The sequence below is a fragment of the Actinosynnema sp. NPDC020468 genome, from assembly GCF_040642015.1.
In the GTDB taxonomy this organism is placed as follows: domain Bacteria; phylum Actinomycetota; class Actinomycetes; order Mycobacteriales; family Pseudonocardiaceae; genus Actinosynnema.
This window is the reverse complement of record NZ_JBFAEO010000065.1, coordinates 1-24,616: the sequence shown is the minus strand read 5'-3', so window position 1 is coordinate 24,616 and position 24,616 is coordinate 1. Positions and strand designations below refer to the sequence as shown.

Sequence of the window (24,616 nt, the reverse complement as noted above, 5' to 3'; positions counted from 1 at the left end):
CGGCGGCTCGTTGGCGAGTCGACCGGCGGCCCCGCGCATCGTCCCGGCGCCGACCGGGGGCTCGGGCGGTGAGCCCCCGTCGGGTGTCAGGTCGCGCGCGCGGCCAGTGCCTCGGGCAGCGGGTCGTAGCGGGTGAAGCGGCGGGTGTAGGTGCCGGTGCCCGAGGTCAGCGAGCGCAGCTCCACCGCGTACCGGACCAGTTCGGCGGCCGGCACCTCGGCGTGCACCACGGTGTACCCGGCCGTGTCCGCCTCGGTGCCGAGCACCCGGCCGCGCCGCGCGGACAGGTCGCCCAGGACCGTGCCCAGGTGCTCGTCGGGCAGTCGCACGGCCACCTCGTCCAGCGGCTCGAGCACCGACGTCCGCCCGTTCGCGGCCGCGTCCTTGAGCGCGAGCGAGCCGGCGGTCTGGAACGCCGCGTCGGAGGAGTCGACCGAGTGCGCCTTGCCGTCCACCAGGGTGACCCGCACGTCCACCACCGGGTGACCGCCCTGGAGCCCGCGCTCCAACTGCGCCCGCACGCCCTTCTCCACGCTCGGGATGAACTGGTTGGGCACCGCGCCGCCGACGATCCGGTCCACGAACTCGAAGCCCGACCCGCGCGGCAGCGGCTCCACGACGACGTCGCACACCGCGTACTGGCCGTGCCCGCCGGACTGCTTCACGTGCCGGCCGTGCCCGCGCGCCTGCCCGGCGAACGTCTCGCGCAGTGTCACCCGCACCGGCTCGGTGTCGACCTCCGCGCCGCCCGCCCGCAACCGCGCGAGCACCACGTCCGCGTGCGCCTCGCCCATGCACCACAGCACCAGCTGGCGGGTTTCCGCGTTGCGCTCCAGCCGCAGCGTCGGGTCGCCCGCGACGAGCCGGCCGAGGTTGCGCGCCAGGTTGTCCTCGTCGCTGCGGCTGCGCGGCACGATCGCGACCGGCAGCAGGGGCTCGGGCATCTCCCACGGCGCGACCAGCAGCGGCTGCTCCGGCGCGGACACCGTGTCGCCGGTTTCCGCCGAGCCCAGCTTGGTCAGCGCGCACAGGTCGCCCGCCACGCAGTACGGCACCTCGCGCAGCGTCGAGCCCAGCGGCGAGTAGACGTGCGCCACCCGTTCGTCGGCGTCGTGGTCCTCGTGACCGCGGTCGGCCATGCCGTGCCCGGAGACGTGGACCGGTCGTTCGGGGCGCAGCGTGCCCGAGAAAACCCGGACGAGGGACACCCGTCCGACGTACGAGTCCACGGCCGTGCGCACGACCTCGGCGACCAACGGGCCGTCCGGGTCGACCGCGAGACGCGGCCGCGGGATGCCGTCCAGGTCGGTGACCACCGGCAACGGGTGTTCCAGCGGGCTCGGGAACGCCCGGGCGATGCCGTCGAGCAGCTCGGGCAGCCCGAGGCCGGACATCGCGCAGACCGGCATGACCGGGTGGAACGAGCCGCGCGCGACGGCCGTCTCCAGGTCCGCGATCAACGTCGCCTGGTCGACCACCTCGCCGCCGAGGTAGCGCTCCATCAGGGTTTCGTCCTCGCTCTCCGCGATGACGCCCTCGATCAGCTCGTCGCGCTGCGCGGCGAACCGCTCGTCGTCGGTGGTCAGCAGGTTGACCAGCCGGTCGCCGTCGAGCACGTACAGCGGCACGACGCCCGCGCCGAACGCCCGCCGGCACGACTCGACCTCGCCCGCCACGTCCGCGCGCTGGTGGTCGACCCGCGACACCACGACCGCCCGGGGCAGGCCGACCGCCGCGCACTCCTGCCACAGCGCGGCCGTCGTCGCGTCCACCCCCTCGGCGGCGGCGACCACGAACAGCGCCGCGTCGGCCGCCCGCAGCCCGGCACGCAGCTCGCCGACGAAGTCCGCGTAACCGGGCGTGTCGATCAGGTTGATCTTGACGTCGCCGTGCCGGACCGGCGCGACGGCCAGCCCGACGGACCGCTGCTGGCGCACGGCCGCCGGGTCGTGGTCGCACACGGTGTTGCCCTCGGTGACGGAGCCCGCGCGGCTGAGCACGCCGGTGGTCGCGAGCAGGGCCTCGGTGAGCGTGGTCTTGCCGGAGCCCGACGGGCCGACCAGCACGACGTTGCGGACCTTGGCCGGGTCGTCCACAGCGACCGCGCCTGCCGAGTGGCCGTTGTCGGAATTCCTGGATCCCATGTGACCGCCCTCCACAAGTGATTAGTGCTCGATCTCACACCCGAGAGCGTGAACGGACAACCCGGGCACCCCGTTCAGTCGACTCGCGGCCGAACGTCCCGGCGGGGCCGGTGGAGGTCGTCGCGGAACCCGGCGCGACCGGCGCGTGCCCGGCCAGTGCGCCTGCCGGTCGGCTGTCCGGACCCGCGCGTGGGCGGCCGACCGGTGGTGGGCGGGCCGTCGTGTACCGCCGGTATCGCCCCGGTGAGCTGGGCCATCCGGTGGACGGCCACGCGGTGTGCCCGTCCGCGGCGGCCGCGGTCACGTCGTGCCCACCGCCGGCACCGGCACCCGGACCCGCGCGAGGGCGGCCGTCGCCTCGTACTCCTCGACCGACACGCCGCCGTCGACCTGTCGGTCGCCGTGTGCGAACACCGCGAGCCCGAACGGCCCGTCACCCTCGGGGGTGGCCAGGACGCCCTGGAGCCCGCCGTCGATCTTCACCCGTTCTTCCACGATCGCGGAGCTGGGCCGGTGGCCGACCCGGCCCGCCGCAGCGGGCCCGAGCAGCGACGACGCCACCGGCTCGGCGATCACCCGACGCCGCAGTCGACCGCCTCTCAACTATCGTATTGGCTACGAACGTACTAGCGTTGAGCACATGGAAGCGGAAGTGCCCACCAGGACCGTGGTCGAAGCGCTCGTGCGACCGGACGGCGTGGTGCGCGGCCACGAGCTGTACGAGGTCGCGGGCAAGCTCGGGATGACCGACCAGCAGGTCAGGCTGTGCGTGAAGCGGATGGTCGCCGAGGGGCGGTTCAGCCAGGAGGGGCGCGGGCGTTCGGCCGTGCTGCGGATGACGCCCGAGGCGATGCGCGCCGCCGAGCCGGACGTGGAGTTCGTCCGGTTCATGTACCGGCAGGACGCGGGGGAGATCCCGTGGGACGGCGTGTGGCACCTGGTGGCGTTCGCCGTGCCGGAGTCGCGGCGGTCCGCGCGGGACGGGTTGCGCGACGCGCTGATCCGGTTCGGCGGCGCGGCGCTGCACACCGGCCTCTACGTGTCGCCGCACGACTGGGAGGAGCTGGTCGAGGGCGAGGCGGAGCACCTGGGTGTCGAGGAGCACGTCACCTACCTGACGACGTCCGACCTGCGGGTCGGCGGCGAGGCGGACCCGGCCGTGCTGGCGCCGGGGCTGTGGCCGCTGGAGGAGATCGCGCGAAGGCACCGCAGGCTCGCCGACGTGGCGTCGTCCCGGTTGCGCCGGCTGACCTCCGGCGAGCCGCTGACCCGCACCGACCTGCTGCGGATCGCGGTCGAACTGGCCGCGGAGTTCACCAGGGCGGTCGAGCCGGACCCGCTGCTGCCGCCCGTGATGCTGCCCGACCCGTGGGTCGGCGGGCAGGCCCGCACGCTGGTGGCCCGCTGCTGGAGGACGCTCGCCGAGAGCACCGAGGACGCGCCGGCGCTGTTCCGGCTCTACGACGAGTTGCCCGAACACGCGGTGGCGCCCTGATGTCCGGCCGGTGACGCGCACGGTCCGTCGGTCACCGATCAGCTCACCGTCGTCCCCCACGTGGCGTAGGCCACTACCTGGGCCTCCAGGGTGAGTGGCCTCCCGAGAACGGGCCGGAGTGGCCACTTTCGGAGGTCCACGTGAGACCTACCATGGTGGCGTCGTACCCGACCTCGAAAGGGTGGCCGTGACCACTTCATCCAGCACCGACGCCGGCACGCACGTCACCGGCACCGCCCGCGTCAAGCGCGGCATGGCGGAGATGCTCAAGGGCGGCGTGATCATGGACGTGGTCAACGCCGAGCAGGCCAAGATCGCCGAGGACGCCGGCGCGGTCGCCGTCATGGCGCTGGAGCGGGTGCCCGCCGACATCCGCGCGCAGGGCGGCGTGTCCCGGATGAGCGACCCGGACATGATCGACGGCATCGTCGCGGCCGTCTCGATCCCGGTGATGGCCAAGGCGCGCATCGGCCACTTCGTGGAGGCGCAGGTCCTCCAGTCCCTCGGCGTCGACTACGTGGACGAGTCCGAGGTGCTGACCCCGGCCGACTACGCGAACCACATCGACAAGTGGCAGTTCACCGTGCCCTTCGTGTGCGGCGCGACGAACCTGGGCGAGGCGCTGCGCCGGATCACCGAGGGCGCGGCCATGATCCGCTCCAAGGGCGAGGCCGGCACCGGCGACGTGTCCAACGCGACCACGCACATGCGCAAGATCCGCGCCGAGATCCTGCGGTTGCAGAGCCTGCCGACCGACGAGCTGTACGTGGCGGCCAAGGAGCTCCAGGCCCCGTACGAGCTGGTCCGCGAGGTGGCCGAGGCCGGGAAGCTGCCCGTCGTGCTGTTCACCGCGGGCGGCATCGCGACCCCGTCCGACGCGGCGATGATGATGCAGCTCGGCGCCGAGGGCGTGTTCGTCGGCTCGGGCATCTTCAAGTCCGGCAACCCGGCCCAGCGCGCCGAGGCGATCGTGAAGGCGACCACCTTCCACGACGACCCCGACGTGATCGCCAAGGTCTCGCGCGGCCTGGGCGAGGCCATGGTCGGCATCAACGTGGACGAGATCCCCGAGCCGCACCGGTTGGCCGAGCGCGGCTGGTGACGTGCGCTGGGCCGGCGGCCTGCGCGCCGCCGGCTCAGACGTGCTCCATCACCAGCACCAACGACGTGCCGGGCTCCAGCGCCGTGACGATGTGCGGCTGGTCGCCCGGGTAGTAGAGGTAGTCGCCCGGTCCGAGTTCGACCGGGTCGTCGGTCAGGCCGGCCAGCACCCGGCCGGTGCCGACGATCATGTGCTCCCGGCTGCCCGGCAGGTGCGGGTCCGAGCCGCGCGCCGCGCCGGGCTCCAGGTTCACCACGTAGATGTCGCGACGCGCGCCCGGCGGGCAGGACGCCAGCAGTGTGGCCGCGTAGTGCGCCTTCTCCGACCTGATCATCGGCCCCTCGCCCGCGCGCACCACCCTGACCTGCGGCGCGGGCGGGTCGACCAGGCGGGAGAACGGCACGCCGAGCGCGACGCCGAGCGCCCACAGGGTTTCCACGCTCGGGTTCCCGGCGCCCGACTCCAGCTGCGAGAGCGTCGACTTCGCGATGCCCGCGCGCTTGGCCAGCTCGCCCATGGAGATCCCGACCCGCTCGCGTTCCCGGCGCAGTGAGGCCGCGATGACCTCCAGGGGTGCCCCTGTGTTCGGCATATCAGTCCCGTCGTTCGGCTTGACGAACAGCACCTGCTGTGTTCATCGTAGAAGACGATGCGTTCGATATGGCGAACCCTTGATCCCCGGCTGCTGCGTGACGTCTCCGCGGTGGCCGCCGGCGCCGCGGTCAACGGCGCCTCCTTCGGCGCGATCTCGGTCGCCGTGGGCCTGCCGTGGTGGATGCCGCTGGTGATGTCGGTGCTGGTGTTCGGCGGCGGCTCGCAGTTCATGGCGGTCGGCATCGTGGCGGCGGGCGGCAGTCCGGCCGCGGCGGTGCTGGCGGGACTCGTGCTCAACGCCCGCCACCTGCCGTTCGGCCTGGCGGTGGGCGACGTGCTGGGGCGCAGTTGGGCGGCGCGGTTGGTCGGCAGCCACCTGATGATCGACGAGACGGTCGCCTTCGCGCTGGCCCAGCGCGACCCGGCCCGGGCCCGCGCGGCGTACTGGTCGTGCGGCGTCGCGTTGTTCTTCGCCTGGAACATCGCGGTCGTCGGCGGCGCGCTGGCCGGTCAGGCGATCGGCGACCCGGCCACGTTCGGCCTGGACGCCGCGTTCCCGGCCGCGATGCTGGCCCTGGTCCTGCCCGCCCTGAAGGACCGCGCCACGCTGCGCGCGGCCGTCGTCGGCGCGGTCATCGCCCTGGCCACCACCCCGTTCCTGCCGCCGGGCGTGCCGGTCCTGCTGGCGCTGGGCGGCCTGGTCGCGACGATCCGGCGGCGGAGCGAGGTCGCGGTATGACGATCGCACCCCGCCTCGCACGGCCCGGCTGTCCGGTCGTGGACGGCCGATCCCGCAGGGAGGTGACCTCGTGACGCTCGCCGCGGTCCTCGTGCTCGCCGTCGGCACCTACGCGTTCCGGCTCGCCGGCCCCCTGCTGCGCGACCGGCTGAGCCTGCCGCCGCGCGTGCGCGAGCTGCTCTCGACCAGCGCCACCGTGCTGCTGGTCGCCCTGGTCGCGACCTCGTCCCTGATGAAGGGGCAGCACCTCGCCGGCTGGGCGCTGCCGCTCGGCGTCCTGGTCGGCGGGCTCGCGGCGTGGCGCAAGGCGCCGTTCGTGCTCGTCGTGGTGCTGGCCGCGGCGACCACCGCCGGACTCCGGCTGCTCGGCCTCTAGCCCGCGTACCCGACCAGGCTGCGGGCCAGCGCGCCCCGGTCGTCCGCCCGGAAGTCCGGCTCCGGGTCGCCCCGACCGCCTGCCAGCACCGCCCGCACGAACCGCGCCACCGCCGCCGGCTCCGGCACGAGCGGCGCGCCCAGGTGGGCCACGACGACCGCCGGCTCGGCCGGTCCGGTCTCCACCGCGATCGACCAGCCGCGCCATTCGCTCCACAACAGCATCAAGGGGTCGCCCGTACCCTCGGCGAGCGCGAGGTAGGCGGTGGCGGTGTCGCTGACCTCGTGCCCGGTGCCCTCCGGTGGCACGCCGACCGCCTCCGCCACCGCGCGCACGTACCCGGCCAGGCCCGAGTGCAGCACCGCGAGGTCGTCCATCGGTCCATCCTGGACCCGTCAGCCGGTGATCCGTGCGGCGACCCACGACTCCGGGATGCCGAAGACGTCGACCAGGTCCACCGCGTGCGGACGCAGCCGGGCGCACAGGTCGTTCACCGCCTGGGTCACCGACTTCGCCCGCTGCGGCGTCAACCGGCCGTGCTCGAGGAACCACGCCCGGTCCGCCTCGATCGTGGACAGCGCGTACAGATCGCACAACAGCGCCAACCGCTCGTCGTCGCACCGGTCCAGCGCCGCGACGAACGCCTCCAGCACCACCCGGTCGGTGTGCGCCCGCGCCGCGTGCAGCACGTGGTCCTGCGCCGCGTTGAACACGTCGAACGCGGTTTCCGGCGTCGCCTTGCGCAACCGCCGCGCCAACCCCTCCAGCACGTGCCGCTCGCGGTCCTCGAACTGGCGCACCTGCCAACCCCGGTCCAGCAACGACTCCGAGCTGCCGCCCACCAGCCGGTCGATGATCGCCCGCGCGGCGGTCCGCTCGATCACCACGCCCACCGCCTGGTCGGCGACGAACCGCGCCATGCCCCACGGGTCGAGGTCGCCGACGTGGTCCCGGTACGAGGTCAGCAACCCCTTCGCGACCAGCTGCGACAGCACCGTGTTGTCGCCCTCGAAGGTGGTGAACACGTCCGTGTCGGCCTTGAGCCCGGAGATCAGGTTCTCCGCCAGGTACCCCGCGCCGCCGCACGCCTCCCGGCACGTCTGGATGGTCGCGGTCGCGTGCCACGTCGCGACGGCCTTCAACCCGGCGGCCCGCGACTCCAGCTCGCGCTGCCGACGCTCGTCGGCGTCGGCCGGGCTGGTCCGCTCGCGGGTGATGTCGTGCAGCGCCGACACCAGCTCCTCCTGCGCGAAGTGCAGCGCGTACGTGGTCGCCAACGCGGGCAGCAGACGTCGTTGGTGCGCCAGGTAGTCCAGCACCACGACCTCGGCGCCGGAGTCGGGCCGGGTGAACTGCCGCCGCCGGTCGGCGTACCGGATCGCCACGGTCAGCGCCTTCTTGGTCGCGCTGCCCGCACCGCCCGCCACGCTGATCCGACCGCGCACCAACGTGCCCAGCATGGTGAAGAACCGCTGGCCGACGCCCTCGATCGGGCTGGAGTACGTGCCGTCCGGCGCGACGTCGCCGTACCGGTTCAGCAGGTTCTCCCGCGGCACCCGCACGTGGTCGAACGCCAGCCGCCCGTTGTCCACGCCGTTCAACCCGGCCTTCGGGCCGCAGTCCTCGATGGTCACACCCGGCGCGGGCGAGCCGTCGGCGTCCCGGATCGGCACCACCAGCGCGTGCACCCCGTGCCGCTCGCCACCGGTGACCAGCTGCGCGAACACCACCGCCAGCCGGCCGTCGCGGGCCGCGTTGCCGATGTAGTCCTTGCGCGACTCGGCGTCCGGCGTGTGCACCACGAACTCGCCCGCGTCGACGTCGTAGGTCGCCGTCGTGCCCAGGTTCTGCACGTCGGACCCGTGCCCGGTCTCGGTCATCGCGAAGCAGCCGGGCAGCTCCAGCGACATGATCCCCGGCAGGTACCGGTCGTGGTGGACGTCGGTGCCCAGCGCCTGCACCGCGCCGCCGAACAGGCCCCACTGCACGCCCGCCTTGACCATCAGCGACAGGTCGCCGAACCCGAGCACCTCGAACGCGACCACCGAGCCGCCCACGTCGTCGCGACCGCCGTGCCGCTCGGGGAACCCGATCAGCGGGTGCCCGCCGTCGGCCAACGCCCGGAGCTGCTCGAACACCCACGCGCGGTAGTCCTCGCGGGACAGCTCGCCGGCCGGTTCGAGCTTCGCGAGCAGGTCCAGCGAGGCGCGCCGGAGGTCGGCCCACCGCCCGTCGAGCAGGTCGCGCAGTGCTTCGGTCATGCCCTTTGCTAACACACGCCCGCGCCGTCCGCAGGCGGCACGACGTGCTTGCGGACGTGTTGGAACAGCAGGTTGGTGTGCAGTTCGGTCACCTCGCGCCGGGTGGTGAACCGGTCGAGCACCAGCCGTTGCAGGTGCGCGGTGTCGGCGACCGCCACGTGCACCAGGAAGTCCTCCGGACCGGCGACGTGCGACACGGCCAGCACCTCGGGCAGCGTGAGCGCGTAGTCCAGGAACGGCCCGACGACCGCGCGGGTGTGCGGACGCACGCGGACCGCGATGACCGCCTGCACCGGCCGGCCGATCGCGGCCAGGTCCACCTCCGCGTGGTACCCGGTGATCACGCCCCGGTCGCGCAACGCGCGGTGCCGGACCACGCACGTCGACGCGGCCACGTTCACCCGCTCGGCCAGGTCCTTGTTGAGCAGGCGCGCGTCGTTCTGCAACTCCTGCACGATCGCGGCGTCGATCGAATCCATCACGGCGTTCCGGTCCTTCCTCCGCACGGGCTGCGGAAGTTTCGCCCACCCGCCGACGCGAAGTCCACCATTCGGCCATGACCCGGTTGCGGACCACAGCGGTGCACGGCGGGCGCGACGACCTCGCCGCCCTCGGGGTGCACGCCCTGCCCATCGACCTCTCCACCACCTACCCCGTGCCGGACCAGGCCGAGGGCGGGTTCGCGCTGCAAGCCCTCGCCGACGGCGCCGCGTCCGCGACCTCCCCGGTGTACGCGCGGCTGCACAACCCGACCGTGGCCCGGTTCGAGCAGGCGCTGGCCGCGCTGGAGGGCACGTCGTCGGCGGTCGCGTTCGGCAGCGGCATGGCCGCGGTGACCGCCGTGGTGCAGGCCGCGTGCGTACTGGCCGGCAGGCCGCACGTGGTGGCCGTGCGCCCGATCTACGGCGGCACCGACCACCTGCTGTCGTCGGGGCTGCTCGGCGTGCGCACCACCTACGCGGAGGCGGACCGGGTGGCCGAGGCGATCACCCCCGACACCGGGCTGGTGGTGATCGAGACGCCCGCGAACCCGAACCTGCTGCTGGTGGACATCGCGGCGGTGGTCGCGCAGGCCGGTGGGGTGCCGGTGGTCGTGGACAACACCTTCGCCACACCCGTGCTCCAGAACCCCTTCGCGTTCGGCGCGACCTACGTGCTGCACTCCGGCACCAAGTACCTCGGCGGCCACGGCGACGTGCTGGGCGGCGTGGTGGCCTGCGACGAGGCGCACGCCGGGCCGTTGCGCCAGGTCAGGATCGTGACCGGCGCCGTGCTGCACCCGCTCGGCGGCTACCTGATGCACCGCGGCCTGGCTACCCTGCCGCTGCGCGTGGAAGCCTCCCAGCGCACCGCCACCGACCTGGCCGCCCGCCTGGCCGGGCACGCCGGCGTCGACCGCGTGTGGCACCCGAGCCTGACCTCGTCGCCGCTGCTCGGCACGCAGCTGCGCGGTCCGGGCGCGGTGCTGGCGTTCACCACCCGCGAGGACCCGACGGAGGTCGTGCGCCGACTGCGGCTGATCACCCCCGCGGTGAGCCTGGGCTCGGTCGACACCCTGGTCGAGCACCCGGCCGCGCTGACCCACCGCCTGGTGCCCGGCGCGGAGCGCGAGGCCAGCGGCGTGCCGGCGGATCTGCTCCGGCTCAGCGTCGGCCTGGAGGACGTGGAGGACCTCTGGCAGGACCTGGACCGCGCGCTGCCCGCGCCGCGTCGGGTCGCGGTGAAACACCTGGCGGAAACGCGCTGACCCCGGTCACCTAGGGTGGTGCGAAAGGTGGTCGGTGGGAGGAAGAACCCAGGGTGTCCGTTGTCGGTGTCCTCGCCCTCCAGGGCGACGTGCAAGAGCACCTCGTGGCGTTGGCCGAGTGCGACGTCCTGGCCCGGCCGGTCCGCCGGCCGGAGGAGTTGGCCGAGGTGGACGGGCTGGTGCTGCCCGGCGGCGAGTCGACGACCATCAGCCGGCTGCTCGCCACGTTCGACCTGCTGGAGCCGCTGCGCGCCCGGCTGAAGGAGGGCCTGCCCGCCTACGGCTCGTGCGCCGGCATGATCCTCCTCGCCGACACCGTGCTCGACGGTCGACCGGACCAGCACCAACTCGGCGGGTTGGACATCGTGGTGCGGCGCAACGCGTTCGGTCGCCAGGTCGATTCCTTCGAGGCGGAACTGGAGTTCGCGGGCGTCGGCGACGTGCACGCGGTCTTCATCCGGGCCCCGTGGGTGGAATCGACCGGACCGGACGTCGAGGTACTCGCCCGGGTTCCCGAATCCGCCGAAGCGGGAGAGGCCGCCGGTAGGATCGTCGCGGTTCGGCAGGGGCACGTGCTCGCCACCTCGTTCCACCCGGAACTGACCGGTGACGCGCGCGTCCACCGCCATTTCGTGGACATGGTCCGTGCCGCGGGCTGAGTATTCGACGGAGGAGAAATGAGCGGCCACTCAAAGTGGGCGACCACCAAGCACAAGAAGGCCGCAATCGACGCCAAGCGCGGCAAGCTCTTCGCGCGGTTGATCAAGAACATCGAGGTCGCGGCCCGCACCGGCGGTAGCGACCCGGACGGCAACCCCACGCTGTACGACGCCATCCAGAAGGCGCGCAAGAACTCCGTGCCGCTGGACAACATCGAGCGCGCCCGCAAGCGCGGCGGCGGCGAGGAGGCCGGCGGCGCCGACTGGCAGACGATCATGTACGAGGGCTACGGCCCGAACGGCGTCGCGGTGCTGGTCGAGTGCCTGACCGACAACCGCAACCGCGCGGCGAGCGAGGTGCGGACGGCGATGACCCGCAACGGCGGCTCGATGGCCGACCCGGGCTCGGTCGCGTACATGTTCACCCGCAAGGGCGTCGTGATCGTGCCGCGCAACGGCCTGTCCGAGGACGACGTGCTCCTGGCCGTGCTGGACGCGGGCGCGGAGGAGGTCAACGACCTCGGCGACAACTACGAGGTCGTGTCCGAGGCGACCGACCTGGTCGCGGTCCGCAAGGCGCTCCAGGAGGCGGGCTACGACTACGAGTCGGCCGAGGCGAACTTCCTGCCGTCCGTGTCGGTCCAGCTGGAGGCCGAGGGCGCGCGCAAGATCTTCAAGCTGATCGACGCCCTCGAGGACTGCGACGACGTGCAGAACGTCTTCGCGAACTTCGACGTGTCCGACGAGGTCATGGCCGAGGTCGACGCCTAGCCCTAGCACGACACCCCGGAGCCGGGCGGACCCCAGTGGCCGCCCGGCTCCGTCGTGCCGGTTGGCACAATCGGGACATGTCCCTGAGCCCACAGGACCAGAACCTGCGCAACTGGCTGCTCGAGCAGTCCGAGCGGCACGGCCACGCGGTGGTCACCGTGCCCGAGGACGCCGAGGGCGCGGGCTACGCGTTCTCGGTCGGCGCGTGGCGCAGGTTCGGCGTCGCCGAGGCGGTCGTGCTCGGTCTGCCGCCGGAGATGGCCGAGGTGCTGATCCGGATGTACGTGACGCGGGCGGGCGCCGGCGAGCGGTTCGTGCCGGGCAAGCTGTACTTCGACTTCTTCGACGGCGTGCCGGTCACGTTCGAACGCGTGTTCAAAGGCTTCTACACGGAGTTCCTCGGCAGCGCCTTCCTGCTGCACCCCAAGGGCGACTTCGCCGCCGTGCAGATCGTCATCCCCACCACCGACGGCCACTGGCCGTGGCAGGAGTCCGCGCCCGCCGGTTTCGGCGACTGGCAGCTGCTGCTGACCGAAAGCGGCAGGCCGGAGAGCTGGAACCCCGGTGTCAGCGGGCCGTGACGCGTTGTCCGGTGATCGTTGTCAACCGCCGGAGCACCGACACCGGACATCCCGCAGCCGCTAGAACTGTGACGTGCGCCGCCACAGGGGGAGAGGCACACACTGCGCGTCCCGCCCCGGCGACGGGCGGGACGCGCACCTCCATCCCGCAGACGGGCACAACTCCCCGGGCGACCCGACCGTGCCGCCGTTCTCGACCCGGGAGACCCGCGCGCACGTGGACACAGCGACCCTCCGGACCACCCGCCACTCAGGGTGTCCGGCCGAGCAACCCGATCAGTCGCGTTTGGACGTCGGCGTCGTCGGGTACCGGCACGGCAGCCTCGAACAGACCGGTGCCGCTCCACGCGTCGATCTGCGGTTCGACGTAGTCCAACACGGCCTGCGCCACGTCCGGGTCGAGGCGTTCGTCCGCCCCGATCGCCCGAGCGAGGTCCCACGCGTGCACCGTCAGGTCCAGGGTCATCTGCCAGCCGTACTCGACGGCGGTGGACCGGCCGCTGCTCAGGTGCACCGGCTTGAGCAGGGCCTTCGGCGCGATCCAGGCCTCTCTCGCGGCGGCCGCCGCCAGTACCCAGGCGTGCAGCGGGTCCTCGCCCAACTGGTCGCCGTCGAACCGGTCGCCGACCTGCTCGACCGTGCAGCCGGCCAGCAGTTCGGGCGCCCAGAGCTGTTCGTTGACCAGGTGGTTGACCAGGTCGTGGACCGTCCACTCCGCGCAGGGCGTCTCGGCGCCCCACTGGTCGGCCCCGATCCGGCGCACCCGCGAGTCGAACCCGGTCATCGCGCGTCCGTGTGCCTCGATCAGTTCCACCCCACGAGTCCACCAAAGGTCGCGTCGTCGCGCACCCCGAACGTGTGCTCCCCACCACGACCGACCTTCGTCGGTTTCGTGCCGTACCCCCGTACGGCGTAGCGTGATCCGGCACCAAACCCGGTGACACCGTTGACACCAGGAGGAAAACTGTGAGCGCCACGAGCGCCGTGTCCCCACCGCAACGCGGCTTCTTCGGGCACCCCCGAGGGTTGTCGACGCTGTTCTTCACCGAACTGTGGGAGCGCTTCTCCTACTACGGGATGAAGGCGATCCTCGCCTACTACCTGTACCGCTCCACCGCCGAGGGCGCGCTGGGCCTGGACAAGAGCTTCGCGCTGTCCCTGGTCGCGATCTACGGCTCGTCGGTCTACATGTCCGGCGTGGCAGGCGGGTGGCTGGCCGACCGGGTGCTGGGCGGCCAGCGGTCGGTGTACTACGGCGGCATCCTGATCATGCTCGGCCACGTGGCGCTCGCGCTGCCCATCGGGGTGGCCGGCGTCTACACCGGTCTGATCCTGATCGTGCTGGGCACGGGTCTGCTCAAGCCGAACATCTCCACCGTCGTCGGCGGGTTGTACGCGGCGGACGACCCGCGGCGGGACTCCGGTTTCACGGTGTTCTACATGGGCATCAACCTGGGCGGCTTCCTCGCGCCCATCATCTGCGGCACGCTGGGCGAGAAGGTCGACTGGCACCTGGGCTTCGGCGCGGCGGCCGTCGGCATGGCGGCCGGGCTGGTGTTCTACCGGGCCGGCCTGAAGAACCTCGGCGGCTCGGCGGCCACCCCGCCCAACCCGCTGCCCGCCGAGGAGCGCGCGGGCGTGCTCGGCCGGATCGCGGGCATCACGGCCGCCGTGGTCGCCGCCGTGGTCGTGCTGGTGGTCACCGGCGTGCTCGACGGCGAGGGCGTGATCACGCTGATCAGCGTCGTCTCGGTGGCGCTGCCGATCGGCTACTTCGTGGTGATGCTGCGCAGCGCGCGGACCACCGACGTGGAGCGGTCGCGGCTGACCGCCTACATCCCGCTGTTCATCGCCGCGGTGATGTTCTGGCTGCTGTTCGAGCAGAGCTCGACGGTGATCGCGGCGTTCGCGGACACCAAGGTGGACCACCACTTCCTGGGCTTCGACTGGCCGCCGAGCTACGTGCAGGCGGTCAACCCGGTGCTGATCATCCTGGTGGCGCCGCTGTTCGCGCTGCTGTGGGTGAAGCTCGGTCAGCGCCAGCCGTCGACGCCGCGCAAGTTCGGCTTCTCGCTGCTGCTCGTGGGGTTGTCCTACGTGCTGATGATGATCGCGAGCCAGGGCGACCCCGGCGTGCGGGTGAGCTTCCTGTGGATCATCGGCATGTACCTGGTGATGACGTGCGGCGAGCTGATGCTCTCGCCGGTCGGCCTGTCGGTGACCACGAAGCTCGCGCCGCGGGCGTTCGCGTCGCAGACCATGGGCCTGTGGTTCCTCGCGTCGGCGGCGGGGCAGGGCATCGGCGCGATCGTGGTCCGGTTCTACAGCGACGAGAACGCGGTGGCGTACTTCGGCGTGCTCGGCGGCGTGGCGATCCTGCTCGGTATCGCGCTCGTCGCGACGGCGCCGGCCATTCGGAAGTTGATGCGGGGCGTCGACTAGTCGACCACTCGTGATCGCGCGCTTACCCGGCGCGAGGAATTCCGCAATAGTGCGGTGAATGGGAGCGCGGGCGACCCGCCGCGGCGGCGGTGCGGCGGGTCGATCCCGCGCTGGGCACAATCATGCACCACATTCCTGTGGTTCAGCTGATGGTTTCCACGATTGGGTGGACCTTCTCCACCCCGGTGGTGACGGGGAACCGCGCCGCGCCCCGGATCACCCGGGACGGACGGCGTCGGACGCGGCCCGCCGCGCGCAGTCCGGGGAACCTCCCGAACAGCCCGCGCAACGCCGCCGCGCCCTCCATCCGGGCCAGGCCCGCGCCGAGGCAGTAGTGGATGCCGGACGAGAACGCCAGGTGCTCGTGCCCGTCGGGCCGGCCGGGCCGGAAGCGGTGCGGGTCCTCGAACACGGCCGGGTCGCGATTCGCGCCCGCCAGCACCAGCACGATCGGCACCCCGCGCGGAATGTCCACCCCTTCGAGAACGACCGGCCGGAATGGCACCCGGACCGTGTACTGCACCGGCGGGTCGAGTCGCAGCGTCTCCTCGATCACCGCCTCCGCGTGCGCCGGGTCGGCGACCAGCCGGTCGCGCACCTCCGGGTCGCCCAGCACGGCGAGCACCGCGTTCCCGATCAGGTTCACCGTCGTCTCGAACCCGGCCACCAGCAGCAGTTCGGTGGTGGCGATCAGGTCGTCGCGGGACAGGTCGTCGCGGATCGCGAGCGCGCTCACCACGTCGTCGCCCGGGTGCCGCCGCCGGTGCGCGATCAGGTCGTCCAGGAACGCCTCGAACTCGCGCAGCGCGTCGTGCAGCGCGCGCATCTCCTTCATGTCGCGGACGCCGTCGAGCGCGTTCACGATCGCGCTGCCCCACCGGGCGAACGCCACGTGGTCCGCGCCGGGCACCCCGAGCAGGTCCGCGATCACCTGGATCGGCACCCGGGCCGCGAAGTCGCCCACCAGGTCGAACGTCGGCCCGACCTCGTCCAGGTACGCCTCGACCACCCGTTCCACGGTCTCCTGCTGCGCGCGCAGGCCGCGCGGGGTGAACCACGGCGCGACGAGCCGGCGCAACCGGGTGTGGTCGGGCGGGTTGCGCACCAGGAAGGACTCGTCCACCGGGTTGACCAACCGCCGCCCGCCGGCCTCCGCGGTCGAGTCGGCGATCGCGAGCGTGGAGGCGGGCAGCACGCCGTAGTCGGGATCGCGCAGCAGCCGCCGGCACAGCGCGTGGTCGGCGGTCAGGTAGACCCCCATCCGACTGCGCACCACGGTGCCGCGCCGGCGCACGCGCTCGTAGTCCGGGTAGGGGTCGCGGGTGGGGTCGAGCCCGAACAGCCGGGCGCCGGGATCGCCGAGGGCGGCCTGCGCCCGGACCAGGGTGCGGGCGAGCAGGAGCAGCGAGGCGTTCTTCAGCGCGGACGGCATCCCACCACGGTTCTACGGGCGCGAAATTTCTTCAAGAACACGGCCGGGGTGTCGCGCGACGGGTTGTGCCGGACCGGTGGGTCCACCGCCGAACGCCGGTGAGGTCCGCGCCGAACCCGCGGGTCCGGGTGGGACGCGCGCGAGCCTGTTCGCGGACCTGCCTCGCGTGCGCTGACGCTGAACCGGCGCGTGCGGCCTGCTTCACCGAGCCGCCCCGTGCCGGTTCGACGGGTCAGCGGGTTCCGCCGGTGCGCGGTGTCGGGGTGCCGCGGCCGGTGTCGGACGTGCGGGTCGCGCCGGTTCGGGGCGTGGTGGCGGCCCGGGTCGGCGCCGCGGTGCGGGCCGTGCGCAGTTCGAACGCGCGGCGGAAGCCGTCGGGCAGCGGGGTGCCGCGCTGTTCGGGTGTGCCGAAGGAGACGTAGCGGTTCCAGCCGGTGGCGACCGCGGTGCCGTCCACGTCCGCGTCGAAGCCCAGGGTCAACGTCGTGGTGCCCACGGTCCGCACCCGCACGGTGATCCGCAACAGGTCGTCGAACCGCGCCGGCGCGAGGTAGCGGATCGAGGTCTCGGCGGTCACGAACTCGATGCCGTGCTTCTCCAACTCCCGGTACGACCCGAGCAGCGACCGCAGCGTCTCCACCATCGCGGCCTCGAAGAACACCGGGTAGCGGGACGCGTGCGCGATGCCCTGGCGGTCGCAGTCGACCGGGCGCACCCGCACCCGGTGCACGTGGGCGGGACGCGGGTCGGCCATGGTCGGTGATCCTAGGGCCGGAACACCGTCGCGGTCAGCGCGTTCGGAGCACGAAAACGCGGTCAGGCCGTGCGGCGGTGCCGGCGGACCGACTCCTCGACCAGGTCCAGCACCGGCTCGAGGTCGTCCGCGGGCAGGCCCATGGCCAGGTGCGAGACCAGACCTTCCAGCACCAGCTCCAGGAACGACGTCAGCACGTCCACGTCCACGTCGTCGCGCAGGTTCCCGGCTTCGCGCTGGCGCAGCAGGCGCTGCCGGGTCGCGTCGGTGAGCTGCCGGGACCGCTCCGCCCAGCGGGCGCGGAACTCCGGGTCGGTGCGCAGCCGGCGCGACACCTCGAGCCGGGTGCCCAACCAGTCGGCGGGGTGGTCGGCGTCGGTCGGCACGGGGTTGGTCAGCAGGTCGCGCATCACCTGCACCAGGCCCTGCTCGGCCACCACCTCGGCCATCCGCAGCGCGTCGTCCTCGGCGAGCGCGAGGAACAACGACTCCTTGTCCCGGAAGTGGTGGAAGATCGCGCCGCGGGACAGCCCGGTAGCCTCTTCCAGCCGGCGCACGGTGGCGCCTTCGTAGCCGAACCGCGCGAAACAGGTCCGGGCGCCGTCGAGGATCTGGCGGCGGCGGGCGTCGAGGTGGTCCTGGCTGACCCTGGGCACCTGTCGATGTTGCCGGAAATGGACCACGAAATCCAATCCGTACGTACGGATTGGTCAGTCGTTGGGGTGTATTTGTCCGCCTCGCGTCGAAACGGCAGGTCGGAGCGCACTACTTTGACCCGCCGTGACCGCAGGTGAGACGAGCATCGCACGACTGGGCCGGCCGCACGCGAAGGTCGACGTGCTCGACCTGGTGCGGCTGATGGGCCACGGTCCGACCCTGGACCGCCTGCGCGCCACCGCGATCGCCTACTACGAGCCGATGGCCGTGCCGGCTCCGCTGCGCACCCCGGAGTACGCCGAGGCGTTCGGCGACGACCCGGTCGACCACGCCGCGCTGCGCGACCGGGACTGCGTCTTCTACCTCCACGAGTCCGCGTTCCACCTCCGGGTCGGAGACGACCGGGTGATGGCCGCGCAGCGCGAGGCGCTCGCCGACGCGCCGTGGCGGGTCCGCCTGGTGCTGTGCGAGGCGGGCGCGCACCCGTGCCTCCTGCGGCCCTTCGAGTACCTGGAGTTCACCGACGCGCCGCCGGTCGCGTACTCGGGCGGACGCGCCGACGTCGTCGCCGGGCACCGCGACGCGCTCGCGCACCTGGACCGGATCGCGTTGAGCGACCACGGCTCGCGGTTGTGGTTCGCGGCGGGAGATCTTGGCACGACCAGGACGATTCATTGATCCGTAAGGGTTTTGGTTGGGTGCGACTGTCGGTACCCCCGTGTAGCGTCGAGAGACGAGGCTGATCACCGGGAGTGCGCGAAGTGACTTCTGTCCGTAATGACCCGGCTCAGGGACCCGCGCCGGCGGTGTTCAAGAGCCGCGCGGAGGCCGAGGCGTACGTCGCCTCGGTCTGCTTCAAACACGGTCCACCGCGACTCCTCGGGGTCGAACTGGAATGGACCGTCCACCACGTCGAAGACCCGTGCCGCCCGCTGGAGGCGTCGACGCTCGCCGCGGCGCTGGGCAGGCACGCGCCGCCCACGCTCGTCCCGGACAGCCCGCAGGAACCGCTGCCCGGAGGCACACCCCTCACCGTCGAACCCGGCGGTCAGGTGGAGATCTCCACCGCTCCCAGCGAATCGCTCACCGAGCTGCTGAAGACCGTCGCGGCCGACATCGAGCACCTGGACCGCCTCCTCGCCCGCGCCGCCCTGGTCACCGGTCGTCGCGGCGCCGACGCGTACCGCCCTCCCAAGAGGATGCTGCGCGTGCCGCGGTACGCGGCCATGGAAGCGGCCTTCGCGCCCGTCGGGCCGGAGGGCATCACGATGATGTGCAGCACCGCCGGTCTCCAGGTGTGCCTGGACTTCGGCCTCGCCGAGGACCTGCCGCACCGCTGGGCCGCGGTGCACGCGCTCGGGCCGGTGCTGACCGCGCTGTTCGCGAACTCGCCCGGTGTCGGCGGTCGGCGCACGGAGTGGGCCACCGCGCGGATGAGGTCCCTGTACGGCACGGATCCGGTGCGCACCAGGCCCGCCGCCGTGTGCGCGGACCCGGCGTCGGCATGGGCCAGACGGGTGGTCGACGCGCCGGTGATCGTGGTGCGCCGACCGGGAAACAGCTGGCTGCCACCGTTCCCGCTGTCCTTCGCGGACTGGATCGACGGCGCGCTCGACCGGCGCCCGACGTCCGACGACCTCGACTACCACATGACGCTCCAGTTCCCGCCGGTCCGCCCGCGCGGCTACATGGAGGTGCGCTACTTCGACACGCCCCAGCCCGGCGGGTGGGTGGCGCCGACGGTGCTGATGGCGGCGCTGTTCAGCGACCGGTCCGTGGTGGACGGTGTGCTCGCCGCGACCGAGCGGTCGGCGGGCCGGTGGATCGCCGCCGCGCGCGACGGCCTGCGGGACCCGGGTCTCGCCCGTGCCGCCCGGGCCGTGGTCGACCTCGGCTGCGGCGCGTTGGGCCGCACCGACCTGAGCCCGGGCCAGAACGACGCGATCGCCGAGGAACTGCACCGAACGCTCGCCGAGAAGACCGGAGGGGGCCGCTCATGACCAGCATCGAGGACCGGGGTGTCGAACAGCTCCGCGACCACGTGGCCGAACAGCTGACCAGGGCGCGGGCGCGCAGCAGGCAGCTGACCGACGCCGTGGACGAGCACGACCTCGTGCGCCAGCACTCCAAGCTGATGTCGCCGCTGGTCTGGGACCTCGCGCACATCGGCAACCAGGAAGAGCTGTGGCTGGTGCGCGACGTCGGCGGGCGCGAGCCCGTGCGGTCGGACATCGACGAGCTGTACGACGCGTTCAAGCACGCCCGCGCGGCGCGCCCGGAGCTGCCGCTGCTCGGTCCGGCCGAGGCGCGGAAGTACGTGGGCGAGGTGCGGGACAAGGTGTTCGACGTGCTGGAGACCAGTCCGCTGGAGGGTTCCCGGCTGGTGGACGGCGGTTTCGCGTTCGGCATGATCGTCCAGCACGAGCAGCAGCACGACGAGACCATGCTCGCCACGCACCAGCTCCGGGTCGGCGCGCCGGTCCTGGACGCGCCGCCGCCACCGCCCGGCGCGCCGCTGCCGCACGCCGAGGCGTTCGTCCCGGCCGGACCGTTCACGATGGGCACGTCGACCGAGGCGTGGGCGCTGGACAACGAGCGCCCGGCGCACCACGCGTCCACCGAGGCCTACTTCATCGACACCGCGCCGGTCACCAACGCCCAGTACGCGGCGTTCGTCGACGCGGGCGGCTACTCGCGGCCGGAACTGTGGAGCGACGCGGGTTACGCCCACGTGCGCACGGCGTCTTTGCGCGCGCCCAGGTTCTGGGAGAAGCAGGACGGGCAGTGGTTCCGCACCGCGTTCGGCGTGACCGCGCCGATCGTGCCGGACGAGCCGGTGGTGCACGTCTGCCAGTACGAGGCCGAGGCCTACGCGAGGTGGGTCGGCAAGCGGCTGCCCACCGAGGTGGAGTGGGAGAAGGCGGCCCGCTGGGACCCGGACACCGGCCGGTCGCGCCGCTACCCGTGGGGTGACGGCGAACCGACCGAGCGGCACGCGAACCTGGGTCAGCGGCACCTGTCGCCGGCACCGGTGGGCGCGTACCCGGAGGGCGCGTCGCCGTTGGGCGTGCACCAGTTGATCGGCGACGTGTGGGAGTGGACCAGCTCGGACTTCCGCGGGTACACCGGTTTCGAGGTGTTCCCGTACGCCGAGTACTCGCAGGTCTTCTTCGGCGCGGACTACAAGGTGCTGCGCGGCGGGTCGTTCGGCACGGACCCGTCGGCGGTGCGCGCGACGTTCCGGAACTGGGACTACCCGATCCGCAGGCAGATCTTCGCGGGCTTCCGCTGCGCGCGGGACGCACACCGGGCCGACCTGGTCTGACATGTGCCGCCATCTGGGGTACCTGGGTCCACCCATGCCCGTCTCCGCGCTGCTGCACGACGCGCCGCACTCGTTGGTGCGGCAGTCCTACGCGCCGACGGACATGCGTGGCGGTGGAACGGTCAACGCGGACGGCTACGGCGTCGGGTGGTTCCCGGCGCCGGGGGCGTCGACGGTCCGCTACCGGCGTGCGGGCCCGATCTGGTCGGACGAGAACCTGCTGGCGCTGAGCCGGGTCGTGCACACCGGCGCGCTGCTGGCGGCGGTGCGGTCGGCGTCGATCGGCATGCCCGTGGTGGACACGGCGTGCGCGCCGTTCACCGACGGCCGCCGGTTGTTCAGCCTCAACGGTCGGGTCGCGGGCTGGCCCGACTCGGTGGCGGACCTGGCGAAGTCGTTGCCCGTCACCGATCTGCTCACCCTCGACGCGCCCACCGACTCCGCGCTGCTATGGGCGTCGTTGCGGGCGCGGCTGGACGCGGGGGTGCCGGCGACCGACGCCGTGGTGGACCTGGTGTCCGAAGTGGCCGCCGTCGCGCCGGGTTCCCGGCTCAACCTCCTGCTCACCGACGGGGACGTGCTGGTCGGCACGGCGTGGACGCACTCGCTGTGGACCCGCGCGACCTCGGAGTCGGTGACGGTGTGCTCGGAACCGCTGGACGACGAGCCCGGCTGGCACCAGGTGCCGGACGGTCACGTCGTCACCGCAACACGATCCACTGTGGACATTCGACCGATGGGACAGTGATGACCGAGCCAGTGTTGGACGTGCACCTGACGCCGGAGGACGCGGCCGTCGCGCTGCGCGCCGAGGCGTTGGAAGGCCTGACGGCGCGGCCGAAGTGGGTGTCGCCGAAGTGGTTCTACGACGCCGTGGGCAGCGACCTGTTCGAGGACATCACGAGACTGCCCGAGTACTACCCGACCCGCGCCGAGCGGGAGATCCTGGACGCGCGCGCGGCCGAGATCGCCGCCACCACCGGCGCGCACACGCTGGTGGAGCTGGGTTCCGGCTCGTCGGAGAAGACCAGGCTGTTGCTGAGCGCGTTGCGCGACCACGGGACGCTGCACGAGTTCGTGCCGCTGGACGTGTCGCCGTCCGCGCTCACCGACGCCGCGCACGCGATCCTGGCCGACTACCCGGGGTTGAAGGTGCACGGCGTGGTCGGCGACTTCACCGAGCACCTGGGGTTGCTGCCCGGCACCGCGCCCCGGCTGGTGGCGTTCCTGGGCGGCACCATCGGGAACCTGATCCCGGAGGAGCGGGAGAAGTTCTTCAGCTCGGTGCGCGACGTGCTCGACCCCGGCGAGTGGCTGCTGCTCGGCACGGACCTGGTCAAGGACCCGGACGTGCTGGTGCGGGCCTACGACGACGCGGCCGGCGTGACGGCGGAGTTCAACCGGAACGTGCTGCGGGTGATCAACCGCGAGCTGGCCGCGGACTTCGAGCCGGACGCGTTCGAGCACGTGGCGCTGTGGAACGCCGAGCAGGAGTGGATCGAGATGCGGTTGCGCGCCCGGCGCGCGGTCACCGCCCACGTCACGGCGCTGGGCGTCGACGTCGCGTTCGAGGAGGGCGAGGACCTGCGCACCGAGGTGTCGGCGAAGTTCCGCCGCGAGCGGGTGGAGTCCGAGCTGACCGCCGCCGGGTTCGAGCTGCACCGGTGGTGGACCGACTCCCAAGGCCGGTTCGCGCTGTCGTTGGCCCGCGTGGCGTAGTGATCCCTACCGTGCGGTGACCGTTCTGGTGGGCGGTCACCGCACAGTCGTGTTCGGGTTCCCGGACTGTTGACTACACCACGCGTTCGGACGGAGGGAATCCTCCGTTCTGCGGGTACTCCGTGTCACGATCGAGTGAAAGCCTCGCGGTTCGGCGCCGCGGTTCTCCGAGGGGCGGCGCCGTGGAACCGAAGGGGCACCACCAGTGGGCAGAATCAGCAGGGCAGTCGTCGTCGCGCTCGCGGCGGGCACCGTGATGTCCGGCGTGGTCGGCGTGGCGGGCGCGCAGGTCGAGGCGCGGGGCGCGGTGCCGGTCGCGTGGTCGGCGTGCGCGGCCGACGTGCTGGCCGAGATCCCGGCCGCGCAGCGGGACAAGGTCAGCTGCGCCAACCACCCCGTTCCGCTCGACCACGCCAGGCCGAACGGCGACAAGACCACCATCGCGCTCATGAAGCGGCCCGCCGACGACCAGGCGCACAAGGTCGGCTCGCTGTTCCTCAACCCCGGCGGCCCGGGCGGCGCCGGCCTGATCTACGCCGCGTACGGCAGCTCGTTCTTCCAGCCCGAGGTGTTGAAGCGGTTCGACCTGATCGGCTTCGACCCGCGCGGTGTCGGCCGCAGCAACCCGCTCCAGTGCTTCACCACCCAGGAGGAAGCCGACGCGGTGTTCGCGCGCATCGGCTCGGCGCCGATCACGCCGACCGAGATCCGCGACACCATGACCGCGACCCGCGAGTACACCGACTCGTGCCGCAAGGTCGCGGGCCCGCTGCTCGCGCACATGTCGACCGAGGACGTCGTGCGCGACCTCGACCTGCTCCGCGCGGGCGTCGGCGACAAGCAGCTGAACTTCGTCGGGTTCTCCTACGGCACGCTCATCGGCGCGACCTACGCGAACCTGTTCCCGCAGCGCTCCCGCGCGCTGATCCTGGACGGCAACGTCGACCCGGCGTTGCGCACGAGCAACGGCGCGCAGTACGACCGCGAACGCGCGCAGGGCTTCGAGCTGTCGCTGGACGCGTTCCTCGAGCGGTGCGACGCCGAGGGTCCCAAGTGCGCCTACAGCGAGGGCGACCCGCGGGAGAAGTTCGACGACGCCCGGGACGCGCTGCGCACCAGGTCGGTGACGCTGCCGTCGGGCGAGGTGGTGACGTTCGCGAGCTACGTCGGGCGGGTGTCGTCCGACCTGTACGCGCCGACCCGCTTCAAGAACCTCGCGGCGTGGTTGCAGAACGTCCACGCGGCGCTGAACCCCGGCGTCGCCGCCGCGTCCGTCGCGCCGGCCGAGGTGCTGCGGCCGTTGAACAACAAGCACGGCGTCGCGGACGTGCGCGGCGACTCGCCGTACCTGTCCGACGACTCGTACTACGGCGTGAACTGCACGGACAAGCCGTTCGTCCGGGTGCCCGAGCTGTTCCCGCTGGTCGCGAGGCAGTGGGAGCGCGAGTCGCCCACGTTCGGCCGTCAGCAGGCCGCGTCCGACCTGCTGACCTGCCCGACGTGGCCGGTGCGCAAGCCGGACCGGTACGCGGGTCCGTGGAACAAGCGCACGCCGAACCCGGTGCTGGTCGTGGGCAACTACTACGACCCGGCGACGCAGTACAAGTTCGCCCAGCGGATGGCGCGTGAGCTGGGCAACGCGCGGCTGATCAGCGTGGACTCCTTCGGGCACTGCATCCTCGGCGACAGCGTCGGCGCGGACGCGGTGGCGACCGACTACCTGATCAACCTCAGGGTGCCGGCGCCCGGCCAGGTCTACGAACCGACCGTCCAGCCGTTCTGAGCGGATCGGGCGCGGCCGTCGCGTTCGTCCGCGAC

At 72.4% G+C, this 24,616-nt stretch carries 25 protein-coding genes; 15 read left to right on the top strand and 10 right to left on the bottom strand.

Annotated elements, in window-relative coordinates:
- Nucleotides 1-86: 86 nt before the first annotated feature.
- Both AB0G50_RS32375 and AB0G50_RS32370 read right to left on the bottom strand, forming a co-directional pair.
- A complete protein-coding gene (locus tag AB0G50_RS32375) occupies nucleotides 87-2,144 on the bottom strand; it encodes an elongation factor G-like protein EF-G2 (RefSeq protein WP_360116545.1) in 2,058 nt (685 codons plus the stop codon).
- Between the two features lie 300 nt (nucleotides 2,145-2,444).
- A complete protein-coding gene (locus tag AB0G50_RS32370) occupies nucleotides 2,445-2,720 on the bottom strand; it encodes a hypothetical protein (protein ID WP_360116542.1) in 276 nt (91 codons plus the stop codon).
- Nucleotides 2,721-2,784: 64 nt separating this feature from the next.
- Between AB0G50_RS32370 and AB0G50_RS32365 the strand changes: the two genes are divergently transcribed.
- Complete coding sequence (locus tag AB0G50_RS32365; RefSeq protein WP_360116539.1) at nucleotides 2,785-3,639, top strand: PaaX family transcriptional regulator C-terminal domain-containing protein; 855 nt, start codon at nucleotides 2,785-2,787, stop codon at nucleotides 3,637-3,639.
- Nucleotides 3,640-3,826: 187 nt separating this feature from the next.
- Nucleotides 3,827-4,741: a pyridoxal 5'-phosphate synthase lyase subunit PdxS gene (gene pdxS / locus AB0G50_RS32360; protein WP_360116536.1), complete on the top strand. Its 915-nt coding sequence runs from the start codon at nucleotides 3,827-3,829 to the stop codon at nucleotides 4,739-4,741.
- Nucleotides 4,742-4,775: 34 nt separating this feature from the next.
- Here the strand turns inward: pdxS and AB0G50_RS32355 are convergent, their stop codons facing one another.
- Nucleotides 4,776-5,333, bottom strand: coding sequence for an XRE family transcriptional regulator (locus tag AB0G50_RS32355; RefSeq protein ID WP_360116533.1), 558 nt, complete (start codon nucleotides 5,331-5,333; stop codon nucleotides 4,776-4,778).
- Between the two features lie 57 nt (nucleotides 5,334-5,390).
- Here AB0G50_RS32355 and AB0G50_RS32350 point away from each other — a divergent pair, with 57 nt between their 5' ends.
- Nucleotides 5,391-6,074 (top strand): AzlC family ABC transporter permease, encoded by a 684-nt coding sequence (locus AB0G50_RS32350; protein ID WP_360116530.1) that lies wholly within the window; start codon nucleotides 5,391-5,393, stop codon nucleotides 6,072-6,074.
- Nucleotides 6,075-6,144: 70 nt separating this feature from the next.
- On the top strand, nucleotides 6,145-6,450 hold the full coding sequence (locus AB0G50_RS32345; protein ID WP_360116527.1) for an AzlD domain-containing protein: 306 nt from the start codon (nucleotides 6,145-6,147) through the stop codon (nucleotides 6,448-6,450).
- Here the strand turns inward: AB0G50_RS32345 and AB0G50_RS32340 are convergent.
- Genes AB0G50_RS32340 through AB0G50_RS32330 form a run of 3 tightly spaced genes read right to left on the bottom strand, consistent with a single transcriptional unit; the run spans nucleotide 6,447 to nucleotide 9,190 of the window.
- A complete protein-coding gene (locus tag AB0G50_RS32340; protein WP_360116524.1) occupies nucleotides 6,447-6,827 on the bottom strand; it encodes a DUF6292 family protein in 381 nt (126 codons plus the stop codon). The two genes, AB0G50_RS32345 and AB0G50_RS32340, sit on opposite strands and share 4 nt — an antisense overlap.
- An 18-nt stretch (nucleotides 6,828-6,845) precedes the next feature.
- Nucleotides 6,846-8,711, bottom strand: coding sequence for an acyl-CoA dehydrogenase (locus tag AB0G50_RS32335; protein WP_360116521.1), 1,866 nt, complete (start codon nucleotides 8,709-8,711; stop codon nucleotides 6,846-6,848).
- Nucleotides 8,712-8,719: 8 nt separating this feature from the next.
- Nucleotides 8,720-9,190, bottom strand: a complete 471-nt coding sequence (locus AB0G50_RS32330; RefSeq protein WP_360116611.1) for an Lrp/AsnC family transcriptional regulator — start codon at nucleotides 9,188-9,190, stop codon at nucleotides 8,720-8,722.
- 77 nt (nucleotides 9,191-9,267) lie between these two features.
- On the opposite strand from AB0G50_RS32330, the gene AB0G50_RS32325 reads away from it, so the two are divergent.
- From AB0G50_RS32325 to AB0G50_RS32310, 4 genes are all read left to right on the top strand, one after another.
- On the top strand, nucleotides 9,268-10,458 hold the full coding sequence (locus AB0G50_RS32325) for a PLP-dependent transferase (RefSeq protein WP_360116518.1): 1,191 nt from the start codon (nucleotides 9,268-9,270) through the stop codon (nucleotides 10,456-10,458).
- Between the two features lie 53 nt (nucleotides 10,459-10,511).
- A complete protein-coding gene (gene pdxT, locus AB0G50_RS32320) occupies nucleotides 10,512-11,117 on the top strand; it encodes a pyridoxal 5'-phosphate synthase glutaminase subunit PdxT (RefSeq protein WP_360116515.1) in 606 nt (201 codons plus the stop codon).
- Between the two features lie 18 nt (nucleotides 11,118-11,135).
- Nucleotides 11,136-11,888: a YebC/PmpR family DNA-binding transcriptional regulator gene (locus AB0G50_RS32315; RefSeq protein ID WP_360116512.1), complete on the top strand. Its 753-nt coding sequence runs from the start codon at nucleotides 11,136-11,138 to the stop codon at nucleotides 11,886-11,888.
- Nucleotides 11,889-11,965: 77 nt separating this feature from the next.
- Nucleotides 11,966-12,469, top strand: a complete 504-nt coding sequence (locus AB0G50_RS32310; protein WP_360116509.1) for a DUF4262 domain-containing protein — start codon at nucleotides 11,966-11,968, stop codon at nucleotides 12,467-12,469.
- Nucleotides 12,470-12,719: 250 nt separating this feature from the next.
- Here the strand turns inward: AB0G50_RS32310 and AB0G50_RS32305 are convergent, their stop codons facing one another.
- Entirely contained in the window at nucleotides 12,720-13,253 is a 534-nt protein-coding gene (locus tag AB0G50_RS32305) for a TIGR03086 family metal-binding protein (protein WP_360116506.1), read from the bottom strand.
- Nucleotides 13,254-13,435: 182 nt separating this feature from the next.
- Here AB0G50_RS32305 and AB0G50_RS32300 point away from each other — a divergent pair, with 182 nt between their 5' ends.
- The gene (locus tag AB0G50_RS32300; RefSeq protein WP_360116503.1) at nucleotides 13,436-14,911 is read left to right on the top strand and encodes a peptide MFS transporter; all 1,476 of its coding nucleotides are present in this window, start codon (nucleotides 13,436-13,438) and stop codon (nucleotides 14,909-14,911) included.
- Between the two features lie 142 nt (nucleotides 14,912-15,053).
- Here the strand turns inward: AB0G50_RS32300 and AB0G50_RS32295 are convergent, their stop codons facing one another.
- The 3 genes from AB0G50_RS32295 to AB0G50_RS32285 form a co-directional block, all read right to left on the bottom strand.
- The gene (locus AB0G50_RS32295; protein WP_360116500.1) at nucleotides 15,054-16,343 is read right to left on the bottom strand and encodes a cytochrome P450; all 1,290 of its coding nucleotides are present in this window, start codon (nucleotides 16,341-16,343) and stop codon (nucleotides 15,054-15,056) included.
- A gap of 232 nt (nucleotides 16,344-16,575) precedes the next feature.
- Nucleotides 16,576-17,097, bottom strand: a complete 522-nt coding sequence (locus tag AB0G50_RS32290; RefSeq protein ID WP_360116497.1) for an acyl-CoA thioesterase — start codon at nucleotides 17,095-17,097, stop codon at nucleotides 16,576-16,578.
- 62 nt (nucleotides 17,098-17,159) lie between these two features.
- The gene (locus AB0G50_RS32285) at nucleotides 17,160-17,753 is read right to left on the bottom strand and encodes a helix-turn-helix domain-containing protein (protein WP_360116494.1); all 594 of its coding nucleotides are present in this window, start codon (nucleotides 17,751-17,753) and stop codon (nucleotides 17,160-17,162) included.
- 124 nt (nucleotides 17,754-17,877) lie between these two features.
- Here AB0G50_RS32285 and AB0G50_RS32280 point away from each other — a divergent pair, with 124 nt between their 5' ends.
- The 6 genes from AB0G50_RS32280 to AB0G50_RS32255 all read left to right on the top strand — a co-directional run bounded on the left by AB0G50_RS32280 (nucleotide 17,878) and on the right by AB0G50_RS32255 (nucleotide 24,581).
- Nucleotides 17,878-18,432 carry a Scr1 family TA system antitoxin-like transcriptional regulator gene (locus AB0G50_RS32280; RefSeq protein WP_360116491.1) on the top strand — a complete coding sequence of 185 codons (555 nt, stop codon included), beginning with the start codon at nucleotides 17,878-17,880 and terminating at the stop codon, nucleotides 18,430-18,432.
- Nucleotides 18,433-18,560: 128 nt separating this feature from the next.
- Complete coding sequence (locus AB0G50_RS32275) at nucleotides 18,561-19,754, top strand: glutamate-cysteine ligase family protein (RefSeq protein ID WP_360116488.1); 1,194 nt, start codon at nucleotides 18,561-18,563, stop codon at nucleotides 19,752-19,754.
- A complete protein-coding gene (gene egtB / locus AB0G50_RS32270; RefSeq protein WP_360116485.1) occupies nucleotides 19,751-21,079 on the top strand; it encodes an ergothioneine biosynthesis protein EgtB in 1,329 nt (442 codons plus the stop codon). The genes AB0G50_RS32275 and egtB overlap by 4 nt, the downstream gene beginning before the upstream one ends.
- Nucleotide 21,080: 1 nt before the next feature.
- Entirely contained in the window at nucleotides 21,081-21,827 is a 747-nt protein-coding gene (egtC, locus tag AB0G50_RS32265) for an ergothioneine biosynthesis protein EgtC (RefSeq protein WP_360116482.1), read from the top strand.
- A complete protein-coding gene (gene egtD, locus AB0G50_RS32260; RefSeq protein ID WP_360116479.1) occupies nucleotides 21,827-22,798 on the top strand; it encodes an L-histidine N(alpha)-methyltransferase in 972 nt (323 codons plus the stop codon). Before egtC ends, egtD begins: the two co-directional genes overlap by 1 nt.
- A 256-nt stretch (nucleotides 22,799-23,054) precedes the next feature.
- The gene (locus AB0G50_RS32255) at nucleotides 23,055-24,581 is read left to right on the top strand and encodes an alpha/beta hydrolase (protein ID WP_360116608.1); all 1,527 of its coding nucleotides are present in this window, start codon (nucleotides 23,055-23,057) and stop codon (nucleotides 24,579-24,581) included.
- Nucleotides 24,582-24,616 lie beyond the last annotated feature (35 nt).

Coding starts and splice junctions, on each gene's coding strand:
- AB0G50_RS32340 (WP_360116524.1), bottom strand. CDS start 6,827: ATGGACGACCTCGCGGTGCTGCACTCGGGCCTGGCCGGGTACGTGCGC.
- egtB (WP_360116485.1), top strand. CDS start 19,751: ATGACCAGCATCGAGGACCGGGGTGTCGAACAGCTCCGCGACCACGTG.
- AB0G50_RS32255 (WP_360116608.1), top strand. CDS start 23,055: ATGTCCGGCGTGGTCGGCGTGGCGGGCGCGCAGGTCGAGGCGCGGGGC.
- AB0G50_RS32310 (WP_360116509.1), top strand. CDS start 11,966: ATGTCCCTGAGCCCACAGGACCAGAACCTGCGCAACTGGCTGCTCGAG.
- AB0G50_RS32290 (WP_360116497.1), bottom strand. CDS start 17,097: ATGGCCGACCCGCGTCCCGCCCACGTGCACCGGGTGCGGGTGCGCCCG.
- AB0G50_RS32335 (WP_360116521.1), bottom strand. CDS start 8,711: ATGACCGAAGCACTGCGCGACCTGCTCGACGGGCGGTGGGCCGACCTC.
- AB0G50_RS32295 (WP_360116500.1), bottom strand. CDS start 16,343: ATGCCGTCCGCGCTGAAGAACGCCTCGCTGCTCCTGCTCGCCCGCACC.
- AB0G50_RS32365 (WP_360116539.1), top strand. CDS start 2,785: ATGGAAGCGGAAGTGCCCACCAGGACCGTGGTCGAAGCGCTCGTGCGA.
- AB0G50_RS32325 (WP_360116518.1), top strand. CDS start 9,268: ATGACCCGGTTGCGGACCACAGCGGTGCACGGCGGGCGCGACGACCTC.
- egtC (WP_360116482.1), top strand. CDS start 21,081: ATGTGCCGCCATCTGGGGTACCTGGGTCCACCCATGCCCGTCTCCGCG.
- AB0G50_RS32315 (WP_360116512.1), top strand. CDS start 11,136: ATGAGCGGCCACTCAAAGTGGGCGACCACCAAGCACAAGAAGGCCGCA.
- AB0G50_RS32355 (WP_360116533.1), bottom strand. CDS start 5,333: ATGCCGAACACAGGGGCACCCCTGGAGGTCATCGCGGCCTCACTGCGC.
- AB0G50_RS32375 (WP_360116545.1), bottom strand. CDS start 2,144: ATGGGATCCAGGAATTCCGACAACGGCCACTCGGCAGGCGCGGTCGCT.
- AB0G50_RS32305 (WP_360116506.1), bottom strand. CDS start 13,253: ATGACCGGGTTCGACTCGCGGGTGCGCCGGATCGGGGCCGACCAGTGG.
- AB0G50_RS32330 (WP_360116611.1), bottom strand. CDS start 9,190: ATGGATTCGATCGACGCCGCGATCGTGCAGGAGTTGCAGAACGACGCG.
- AB0G50_RS32350 (WP_360116530.1), top strand. CDS start 5,391: ATGCGTTCGATATGGCGAACCCTTGATCCCCGGCTGCTGCGTGACGTC.
- egtD (WP_360116479.1), top strand. CDS start 21,827: ATGACCGAGCCAGTGTTGGACGTGCACCTGACGCCGGAGGACGCGGCC.